General features: G+C 51.3%; 11 protein-coding genes and 1 rRNA gene. 5 read left to right on the top strand and 7 right to left on the bottom strand.

The window, feature by feature from the left end; translation table 11 throughout:
* Positions 1–9: 9 nt before the first annotated feature.
* From rrf to EHW58_RS09675, 3 genes are all read left to right on the top strand, one after another.
* Positions 10–125 (top strand): 5S ribosomal RNA (rrf, locus tag EHW58_RS09685).
* Positions 126–535: 410 nt separating this feature from the next.
* Positions 536–916, top strand: a complete 381-nt coding sequence (locus EHW58_RS09680; protein ID WP_152796142.1) for a thiol-disulfide oxidoreductase DCC family protein — start codon at positions 536–538, stop codon at positions 914–916.
* 8 nt (positions 917–924) lie between these two features.
* Entirely contained in the window at positions 925–1566 is a 642-nt protein-coding gene (locus tag EHW58_RS09675; RefSeq protein WP_046074401.1) for a flavin reductase family protein, read from the top strand.
* Here EHW58_RS09675 and EHW58_RS09670 read toward each other — a convergent pair.
* Together EHW58_RS09670 and epmB are read right to left on the bottom strand one after the other, a co-directional pair.
* On the bottom strand, positions 1563–2051 hold the full coding sequence (locus EHW58_RS09670) for a GNAT family N-acetyltransferase (RefSeq protein WP_152796140.1): 489 nt from the start codon (positions 2049–2051) through the stop codon (positions 1563–1565). The two genes, EHW58_RS09675 and EHW58_RS09670, sit on opposite strands and share 4 nt — an antisense overlap.
* An 87-nt stretch (positions 2052–2138) precedes the next feature.
* A complete protein-coding gene (gene epmB / locus EHW58_RS09665) occupies positions 2139–3161 on the bottom strand; it encodes an EF-P beta-lysylation protein EpmB (RefSeq protein ID WP_152796138.1) in 1023 nt (340 codons plus the stop codon).
* A gap of 33 nt (positions 3162–3194) precedes the next feature.
* On the opposite strand from epmB, the gene efp reads away from it, so the two are divergent.
* Entirely contained in the window at positions 3195–3761 is a 567-nt protein-coding gene (efp, locus tag EHW58_RS09660) for an elongation factor P (RefSeq protein ID WP_046074398.1), read from the top strand.
* A gap of 70 nt (positions 3762–3831) precedes the next feature.
* On the opposite strand, the gene frdD is transcribed toward efp, so the two are convergent.
* Genes frdD through frdA form a run of 4 tightly spaced genes read right to left on the bottom strand, consistent with a single transcriptional unit; the run spans position 3832 to position 7140 of the window.
* Positions 3832–4194 (bottom strand): fumarate reductase subunit FrdD, encoded by a 363-nt coding sequence (gene frdD, locus EHW58_RS09655; protein ID WP_046074397.1) that lies wholly within the window; start codon positions 4192–4194, stop codon positions 3832–3834.
* A gap of 8 nt (positions 4195–4202) precedes the next feature.
* Positions 4203–4586 (bottom strand): fumarate reductase subunit FrdC, encoded by a 384-nt coding sequence (gene frdC / locus EHW58_RS09650; protein ID WP_046074396.1) that lies wholly within the window; start codon positions 4584–4586, stop codon positions 4203–4205.
* A complete protein-coding gene (locus EHW58_RS09645; RefSeq protein WP_069361570.1) occupies positions 4583–5338 on the bottom strand; it encodes a succinate dehydrogenase/fumarate reductase iron-sulfur subunit in 756 nt (251 codons plus the stop codon). Before EHW58_RS09645 ends, frdC begins: the two co-directional genes overlap by 4 nt.
* On the bottom strand, positions 5335–7140 hold the full coding sequence (gene frdA, locus EHW58_RS09640) for a fumarate reductase (quinol) flavoprotein subunit (protein WP_077667701.1): 1806 nt from the start codon (positions 7138–7140) through the stop codon (positions 5335–5337). The genes EHW58_RS09645 and frdA overlap by 4 nt, the downstream gene beginning before the upstream one ends.
* A gap of 309 nt (positions 7141–7449) precedes the next feature.
* On the opposite strand from frdA, the gene epmA reads away from it, so the two are divergent.
* Positions 7450–8427 (top strand): elongation factor P--(R)-beta-lysine ligase, encoded by a 978-nt coding sequence (epmA, locus tag EHW58_RS09635; protein WP_152796133.1) that lies wholly within the window; start codon positions 7450–7452, stop codon positions 8425–8427.
* A gap of 49 nt (positions 8428–8476) precedes the next feature.
* Here epmA and EHW58_RS09630 read toward each other — a convergent pair whose 3' ends face one another.
* Complete coding sequence (locus EHW58_RS09630; protein ID WP_152796131.1) at positions 8477–10354, bottom strand: methyl-accepting chemotaxis protein; 1878 nt, start codon at positions 10352–10354, stop codon at positions 8477–8479.
* Between the last annotated feature and the right edge of the window lie 38 nt (positions 10355–10392).

The raw sequence follows: 10392 nt of genomic DNA, 5'->3' as shown, positions 1-10392 counted from the left end.
CCGAATTTGCTTGGCGACCATAGCGCTTTGGACCCACCTGATTCCATGCCGAACTCAGTAGTGAAACGAAGCAGCGCCGATGGTAGTGTGGGGTCTCCCCATGTGAGAGTAGGACATCGCCAGGCTTTGATTATAAATTGCGCCTATTGCTTGCGATTTTTGATAGCTGCGATGCTCATGTATTGGCATACACTGTGCGTCTCGCTTCAAAACTCATTGCGCATAGCTCGCAATTTAATCATCAAAGCAAATAGATGTAAGACTTTGATGAGAAAACACCAAGCCCTGACCTCACGGTCGGGGCTTTTTTGTATCTTGAGGGTGTATCAGCCCTATGCGCCTCGCTTCAAAACGCCTATCACACAGACACCAACCGACACTTTTCCACATTTCTGACTACCTAATAGGCCGTATAAGGCTTGGATCGCTATGCTGAGTACTGGCTGACGTGGGTTTTATCCATGCTGGATAGGCGTAAACACCTGATCGTACCGATGTCGTTATGCGTATTAAAACGAAATTAGGAGGGACGTTTATGGTGACGCTATTTTATGACAGTTTGTGCCCGTTATGCGTCAAGGAAATGCGCAAGCTGTCACGTTGGGATAAAAACCAACAGCTCATACTGGAAGATATCCATCATCCCGATTTTGCAGCACGTTTCCCCGATGTGGATCCCAATGCCGCTAATCGCATTTTGCACGCCAAAGATAGTCAAGGACAGATGGTGTATGGTTTAGATGCTACTTATGCTGCATGGCAAGCGGTAGGCAAAGGGCATTGGGTTAAGTGGTTACGTAGGCCTGGCATTGCCTGGTTTGCGGATAAAGCCTATTTGTTTTTCGCCCGCCATCGTTATCGAATATCTGCGTTGTTAACGGGCCAAGCCCGTTGCCAGCGGTGCCAACTTGAATAAGGATACTTATGTCCCTAAGCGTGTATGAAAGAGATGATATATTGGCCATGGAGAAGCGCTACCGTGCGGCGTTCGTCAATAGCTTGTCAGGTTTTAAATCGGCGAACCTACTGGGAACAAGTGATACGAGTCGGCAGACAAATCTATGCATTGTGAGTTCTGCGTTTCACTTAGGGGCAAACCCTGCGTTGATGGGGGTGATTATCCGCCCTGATACCGTCCCGCGAGATACGTTAGCAAATATCAGAGAAACAGGTGTTTATACTCTCAACCATGTTCAAAAGGAGATGGTTGTCGCGGCGCATCAAACGTCAGCACGCTACCCACACGGCGTGTCTGAATTTGAGCAAGTGGGGTTGACTCCTTTATGGCGCGAGCGCATTAATGCGCCTTATGTTCAAGAGGCTGCTATACGTCTTGGTCTCATTCTTCGTGAAGAGCACACTATGGCGATCAATGGCACCCACCTGTTGGTGGGTGAGATCATTGAGGCACATGTTCCAGATAGCTGTATCAGCCATGATGGTTTTGTCGATATTGAGCAAGCAGGCTCCGTCGCTTTGAGTGGCTTAGACAGCTACCATACCACTGATCGTGTTGGTCGTCTGAGCTACGCTAAGCCCGATAGCATGCCTGAATGGCTTGGTTAGCGATTACGTGCCATATAATGGGCATCGACAAACTCGCCATTGCGGAACGCAAACTGTTTGGCGGTGCCTTCAATCTCAAAGCCAAAGCGTTGATAGAGATGGATAGCCGCTGTGTTATCTGTGTATACGGTCAACTCGATCCGTGACATATTCAACCAGTTTTCGGCTAAATCGATCGCTTTTTCCATTAGTGCACTACCAATGCCGCGGCCTTGATAAGCATCATGAACGCCCATGCCAATATCTGCGACGTGGCGACGGCGCGGGTTCGCGGCAATGACTAAGCCTAGGTTGCCGACCACTTTACCTTCTAGCTCGGCAACCAATGGGTATACGCCATCTGGCACGTTATTAAGCCGTTTTTCCCACATGGCGAGGCTTGGCATCGGTAGTTGTAAGGTGCCCGCTTGGGCCTTGGGTTGCGCATAGATATCACGTATCGCCGGAATGTCGTCGGCGTGGTATTGACGAATAATCAGAGACATAACACATCCTTGTGGTGAGCTTTCTTTTTAATAAGCCATTAAATTAAAAATAAATCAACAGCGTATATTAATTAAGTTACTGATTATTCACTCTAAATGTAGATCAAGCGGGGTTTTACTGGCTCGCCCGCCAATTTCTCGGGTCAGTCGGGGGACCAAATAGCCTGAAAGCTGGCCGATAATGTCTTGCACTAATGCGCGCGCTTCATCGTCCGAGACTAAAAAGTGGGCGGCGCCTTGAACTTTATCCAATACATGCAGGTAATAAGGCAAAACGCCAGCCTCAAACAGTCGTTGGCTCAGTGCCACCAACGCATCCGCACTATCATTCACGCCTTTGAGAAGCACGCTTTGGTTGAGCAGCGTGATCCCCGCTTGTCGCAATGCGTGGAGTTTGTCGCTTAATTCGTCATCGATCTCATTGGCATGGTTGATGTGGGTGACCATTACCACTTGTAAACGCGAGCGCGATAAGCGCTCGGTCAGTGCGGAAGTGAGGCGCGCAGGGATCACTACGGGCAAGCGAGAGTGAATACGCAGCCGTTTAACATGCGTTATTTGCTCGATAGCACTGATGAGCCAATCGAGCTCCTCGTCTTTTGCCATCAGCGGATCACCACCAGATAAAATCACTTCGTCTATCTCTGCATGAGCGGCGATATAATCCAGCGCCCCTTGCCACACGCGTTTGCTGCCTTTGTTATCTTGATAAGGGAAATGGCGGCGGAAGCAATAACGGCAATTTATGGCACAGCCTCCCTTAACGATCAGCAACACACGGTTGTGGTACTTGTGTAACAAGCCAGGAATCGCATTATCTTGCTCTTCCAGTGGGTCAGCGCTGAACCCGTCAACCTCAGTAAACTCGTCTGCCACTGGTAGCACTTGCTTAAGCAGCGGGTCATTAGGGTTGCCCTTTTCCATTCGGGCAACAAAACTACGTGGGACGCGCTGTGTAAACAAACGGCGCGCGGCAAAGCCGGCCTCCCACCCCTTTGGTGAAATTTCAAGCGTTTGCAGCAGTTCACTGGGATCTGTGATCGCCTCTGCGAGTTCTTTGATCCAGTTTCGCTCAACAGCAGGCTGGATTCGGGTTATGATGTGCGACATTTGTGAAAACTCGAAGATGTTAAGAGGATCAAGATGGCGTCTTTCAGCACTAATGAATTCCGCGGCGGTTTGAAAATTATGCTCGATAACGAGCCGTGTGTCATTACCGAAAATGAATTCGTAAAGCCAGGCAAAGGTCAGGCCTTTAACCGTGTCAAAATCCGTAAGTTGATCTCCGGTAAAGTACTAGAGAAAACATTTAAATCGGGTGACAGCGTTGAAGCGGCCGACGTGATTGAAGTCGATATGGATTACCTGTACACAGACGGTGAATTCTATCACTTCATGAACAATGAAACCTTTGAGCAAATTGCGTCTAATGAGAGCGCAGTGGGTGATAACGTCAAGTGGTTAGTCGAGAACAACACTTGTACGCTTACACTGTGGAATGGCGACCCTATCGTGGTTACTCCACCTAACTTCGTTGAACTCGAAGTGACGGAAACCGATCCAGGTTTGAAAGGTGATACGCAAGGCACGGGTGGTAAGCCAGCGACACTGAGCACAGGCGCTGTGGTTCGCGTGCCTTTGTTTATTCAAATCGGCGAAGTGATTAAAGTCGATACCCGTACGGGTGAGTACGTTGGACGGGTTAAGTAACGATACCGCGAAAAAGCCCTGAGCTGATATAGGCCAGGGCTTTTTTATTATGACGGGCCGTCGGTGTTCGTTAAATGACAAGCACCAACAGCACGGCGGCAATGCTGACGGCAAAAGCGATGGCATAGCACACCACTTTGCCTGCTAACCCCACATGCAGCTTCAAATCATGCAGCCCGTGATGAATGCGGTGCATGGCGTGCCACATTGGTAGCGCCAGCGTGGCGAGGATCAGCAATTTGCCCAGCCAGTGATCAGCAAACATCATCACACGGTCATAGCTCAATGCGGATGGGTCAATAACGCCAAGTGGGATGAGCACCCCCAGAATCAAGACAGTCACCGGGGTAAACATCGCGAACCAGGTCCCCCCGGCGCCAAATAAACTCCACCAAATGGGCTCATCAGAACGTTTGGGTTTGGGATCGATCATAACACCTCCTAAATGAGCACTAGAGCAATCAGTGAGATCACCGCGACCGCGGCCCATTGCGCACCAACCACCCATTTACCGTCGAGCAGTTTGCCTTTAATGCGAATCGGCATCACTTGCGGCATCATGCTAAAAAATGTGGTGGCATGAAACAGGCTGGCGACCAAGGCAACCAGGTTCAAGATAATCACAACCGGGTGGGCCATATAATCCAGCCAGCTTTGCCACGCTTGCGGTCCCTGAACCAAGCAAATTAACCCAGCGGTGAGACTAAGCGTGAAAAAGACCAAAGGCAGTACTGTCGCTTCTCGCACCATATAAAAGCGGTAGAACGGATGTTCGAGCCACCAAGTACGAGGCATGGGGCGTGTATAGGGTTTGCGATTACTCATCCTCTTACCTCCTGCCCATCTTTATTAGGATTAAACATGGCAATCACCATATCTTGGGTGGAAGCCACCTTGCCTTGGTTAACCGCACCCGCAGGATCAACACTTTTCGGACACACTTTTGAGCAGTAGCCGACGAAAGTGCACCCCCATGCGCCATTATCACTATTAATCAGAGGCATGCGTTGGGCTTTCCCCTTGTCTCGACTGTCAAGGTTATAGCGGTGTGCCAGCGCGATCGCAGCAGGACCAAGAAAGTCGGGATTGAGACCAAACTGAGGACAGGCGGCGTAGCATAAGCCGCAATTGATACAAGCGGCAAACTGTTTGTAGCGTGCCATTTGTTCAGGCGTTTGCGTGTTGGGCCCGTCTTCAGGGCGACGATCATTACCCAAGATATAGGGCTTTATCGCTTCAAGGCGCTCAATAAAGGGCGTCATATCGACAACGAGATCTTTTTCGATCGCAAAATTAGCCAAAGGCTCAATCACCACCCCTTTGGCGTAATCACGTAAAAACGCTTTGCAAGCGAGCTTGGGCACGCCATTGACCATCATCCCGCATGAGCCACAAATGGCCATGCGACACGACCAGCGATAAGAGAGCGACTTATCGAGGTTGTCTTTGATATACCCCAGCGCATCCAAGACCGACATGGTTTCATCGCCGGGTACAACGAAAGACTGCGAGTAAGGCGCATCATCCGTTGCCGGATCGTATCTGAGCACTGAGACCTGGTAGGTAGTTTGCGTCATGATGCGTGCTCCTCTTTTGAGTCAACATTGCCACCATTGGCGCGTTCTGCCGCATCACCATACAACCGCGCTTGTGGTTGTGACTTGGTGATTTTGACATCGCCATAATCAATGCGAGGACGGCCGTCAGGTTGGTAGAAAGCTAAGGTGTGCTTGAGATAGTTTTCATCGTCACGCTCGGTACAGCCCTCATCAAGGCGTTGGTGGGCCCCGCGAGACTCCTTACGCTGGATAGCAGAATGTGCCATAGCTTCGGCCACTTCCAAGCCATAGCCCACTTCAATGGCATAGAGTAGGTCAGTATTGAACACACTCCCTTGGTCTTGGATGGCAACATGCTGATAGCGTGCTTTGAGTTCCGCGATTTTATCAATGGTGGCTTGCATCAGATCTTCGCGACGATAAATACCGCAGCCCGCTTCCATTGTCTCGCCAAGCTCTTTGCGAATATCCGCCCAGTTTTCTTCGCCTTGATTGCTCAGCAACTGATCAATGCGCGCTTTGACGTTCTGAATCTGGGCATCAATCGCCGCTTGATTCCAATCTGTGAAGGCCGCTGCCCGTTTTGCTGCGCCTTCACCCGCCAAACGACCAAATACCGCCAATTCAGCGAGCGAGTTTGAGCCGAGTCGATTCGCGCCGTGCAAACCGACGGAGGAGCACTCACCAACCGCAAATAAGCCGTTAACGCGCGTTTCGGTTTGGGCATCCGTTTCAATGCCACCCATGGTGTAGTGCACCGTGGGACGAATTGGGATCGGCTCTTTGGCGGGGTCAACGTTGACATAGGCTTTGGCGAGCTCACAAATAAACGGCAGCCGTTCTTGAATATAGTCTTCGCCGAGGTGACGTAAATCGAGATGAACAACGTCACCGAGCGTGTGCTTGATGGTATTGCCTTTTTGCTGCTCATGCCAAAAGGCTTGTGAGACTTTATCGCGTGGGCCGAGCTCCATGTATTTGTTTTTCGGTTGACCGACGGGTGTTTCTGGCCCGAGTCCATAATCTTGCAGGTAGCGGTAGCCGTCTTTGTTGACAATAATGCCACCTTCGCCACGGCAGCCTTCGGTCATTAAGATCCCCGTACCAGGCAGTCCTGTGGGGTGATATTGGACAAATTCCATATCACGCAGCGGAATACCGTGGCGATAAGCCATGGCCATGCCATCCCCGGTGACAATCCCACCATTGGTATTGCAGCTGTACACGCGTCCCGCACCGCCAGTGGCTAACACCACCGATTTGGCTTTAATACAGACCAGCTCGCCTTCTGCCATGTGCAAGGCAATCAAGCCTTGTACTTGCCCGTCATCGATAATCAAATCAATCACAAAGTATTCATCGAGACGCTGGATTTGTGGGTATTTGGTCGAGGTTTGAAATAGGGTATGGAGCATATGGAAGCCGGTTTTATCGGCAGCAAACCATGTACGCTCCACTTTCATACCGCCAAACCGACGAACATTGATACTGCCATCGTCTTTTCGACTCCAAGGGCAGCCCCATTGCTCGAGTTGTACCATTTCATGGGCACAATGTTTGACAAAGTAATCGACGACATCTTGTTCGCATAACCAGTCGCCACCGCTCACGGTATCGTTGAAGTGGTTGTCTAGGCTGTCTTCGTCCTTGATGACGGCAGCCGATCCACCTTCTGCGGCCACGGTGTGGGAGCGCATGGGGTAGACCTTAGACACCAGCGCAATATTGAGAGAAGGGTCAGCTTCAGCGGCCGCAATGGCCGTGCGCAGTCCAGCGCCACCAGCGCCGATAACTGCAATGTCTGTGGTGAGGGTCTGCACGTTCATCCTCCAGTGTAGGGAAAGCCAGTGCTTGGCTTGTTTATTGTTCTGCTGTCATGGTAGGCAATCTACGCACAGTAAAAATTGACTCAGTCGGGGAATTGCCGTGATTTTGCGGGCATGGGTGTTAAATTGCATAAAAGTGTGATGTTAGTCGTTAAGTGCCTGCCTCTCTTGTAAAAATGAGAAATACTCACCAAGAAAATGCGTCGTGTGACACATCATTGTTGTGTGACAGCAGTGGTGAGCACTTGTCATTCCAGGCGGCAGCGATAGACTGGCGCCATCAGAGAGCGCAAGGGTAAACGTATGAGTGAGAGGAATCGGTGGCAGCCAACGGCAAGCGTGTCACAACTAAAAAAGCGCGCTGCGATCATAGCCCGTATCCGTCAATTTTTTGCCGTTCGTGATGTATGGGAAGTGGATACCCCAGCACTGAGTCAAGCGGCGGTGACCGATGTGCACCTTCATAGTTTCACAACGTCTTTGGTGGGACCGGGGTTTGCTGACGGCGTCGCCTTGCACCTCATGACCAGTCCAGAGTTCCATATGAAGCGGCTATTAGCCGCTGGAAGTGGGGCTATTTATCAAATCAGCAAAGCGTTTCGGAATGAAGAAGCGGGGCGCTACCATAACCCCGAGTTTACGATGTTGGAGTGGTATCAACCTGGCTATACCCACCATGACTTGATGGACGAAATGGATGCCTTGTTACAACAGGTGCTGAGGTGCCAAGCTGCGACACGGATGAGCTATCAAACGGCGTTTGAATCTCTCACCGGACTGTGCCCTCTCACTGCGGAGATTGATCAGTTGCGTGCACTGGCTGCCACCCAAGGGCTCACCGATATCACTCAGGATGAAACCGACAAAGATACCTTGCTGCAGCTGCTTTTCTCGGTGATGGTGGAGCCGAATATTGGCCAGCAGGCGCCCGCCTTTATTTATGACTTTCCGGCATCGCAAGCCGCGCTGGCTAAAATCAGCGAAGCAGACACGCGTGTTGCGCATCGGTTTGAGGTGTATTACCGAGGGATTGAGCTGGCCAATGGCTTTTATGAGTTGCAAGACGCCAACGAGCAGCGACAGCGGTTTGAGGCGGATAATGCGGCACGTGTGGCTCGCGGTCTACCACCACAACCTATCGATGAGCACTTGTTGTCAGCGCTGGAAAGTGGCCTACCTGATTGCGCAGGGGTCGCGCTAGGGATCGATCGTCTTGTGATGCTCGCGCTCGGTTGTGATCACATTGATGCGGTGACCGCGTTTCCTGTCTCACGCGCGTAGCGCCATAAGAAAAACGCCGCCTTGCGGCGGCGTCTGAAAGGGCATTCACCTAGACTTTAAATTTTGACAGATCTTGATGCATATCCCGCGCGGCTTGCGCCATGCTTTCTCCCTGATTGCCGGTAGCACTGGCTTGCTGGTGGATCTCATAAGATAGATCTTTCACCGCTTGGGTATTGCGATTGATATCGTCAGTGACCGCGCGCTGCTCCTCGGCGGCGCTAGCAATTTGAATCGCCATTTCTGAGATAGTACCAATGGCGCTGGTGATTTGATTCAGGCGCTCACTGGCCGCTTCGGCGCGCTCCACACTTGATGTCGCCATCTCGTTACTCTGAGTCATATCATCGACCGCGCGCTGCGTGGTGTGCTGCAGCGTCTCAATCATGTTGCGAATTTCTTCGGTGGAGTCATGGGTACGCTGGCTGAGCACGCGCACTTCATCGGCGACTACCGCAAAACCGCGCCCTTGATCGCCTGCCCGCGCTGCCTCAATCGCCGCGTTTAGGGCAAGCAAGTTGGTTTGTTCTGCCACCCCTTGAATCGTCGCGATGATTTGGTTAATACTCTGTGCATTTTCATCCAGCTCGCGGATCACATTAGTGGCTCGCTCCACTTGCTCGGCCAACTGAGTGATGGCATTGCGGTTATCGCCGACCACGCTCAACCCTTCTTGGCATGACTGCTCCGCTTGTTGCGCCGATGAGGCCGTATCTTCAGCATGACTGGCCACCTCGTTGGCCGTGGTCGACATTTCGTGGATAGCTGTCGCTATTTGGTCAACGTCATTTTGCTGTTTATCAACCAACTGGCTGGATTGCAGGGCGTGGGTGCGGCACTCTTCCGCGCTTTCTGACAGCGTCATGCTTTGGTTCACTGCTTTACCCACCATTTGCTGGAGCTGAGCGAGGAAGGCATTGACGTATTCAGCCAATTCGCCAATTTCATCTTGGCGGGCGATGTTGATCCTTTGCGTCAGATCGCCTTCACCTGCAGAGAGCGTGCGCACGGCCCCTGTCAGCTCGCCTAATGGCTTTAGCAGTTGTTTGATTAACGCGCCGGCGACAAAGGCAATCACAATAAACAAAATCACTGAGGCGATCAGCACAAAGGTAATTTGCTCTGATACTGAGGCGTAGGCTTGCGTCTTGTCTTCAACGATACCCAAGGTCCAATCGGTATTGGGTACTTCGATAGCCGCGAGTAGCTTTTCTTTGCCATTGAGCTCAAAGGTGGTGAGTTGGCGTTGTGCGCTTGCATTGGCCATAAATGTCGGGGTGAGCTCTTCATCCAGCTCAGTGAGGGGTTGGCGACTGAGATCTGTGTCGCGATACGCCACTAAGCGGTTGTCACCATCGACGAGAAAGGCAAAGCCATTACTGAGTTTCAAATTTAACACTTGCTCGACAATATCGGTGACGGTGACGTCGGCAGCCAGCACGCCTTGATATTGGCCATTGAAGGCCTTGGCGAGACTGACCACCAAACTGCCGTCGAAATCTTGATAGGGCTCGGTAATGATTAAGCCATTGGCGTCACTGGCGCTTTGATACCAAGGGCGAGTGCGCGGATCATAGTCGGCGGGCCAATCTTCGCTTTTATCACCGTAGGCGATACGGCCATCTTCAAAGCCGGCATATACGGAGAGAAAATGCCCCGCTCGCTTGGTGACAAGAAGCTCGCGATCCACATTAGCCTTATTGGCGATCAGTGACTCGTTTGCCAATAGCATATCGGCGCGCGTACTCAGCCAGCTATCGATAAACTGGACGGTGGCATCCCCGACATCATGCATTTGCTTGGTGATACTGCTGGTCGTCTCGCTTTGGAGTTGACGCACAGAAATGCTGGCAAGTACCGCACTGACCAAGGCCACGATAAAGGCAATCGCCACAATGATTTTTAGCTTAATGGTTGGCTTGGGCATAGACACATTTCCATCTGCTTGAAAAGTGTCACAAGTGT

The sequence above is a fragment of the Salinivibrio sp. VYel1 genome, assembly GCF_009377945.1.
GTDB lineage: Bacteria > Pseudomonadota > Gammaproteobacteria > Enterobacterales > Vibrionaceae > Salinivibrio > Salinivibrio siamensis.
This window is presented reverse-complemented; position numbering and strand designations above follow the sequence as displayed.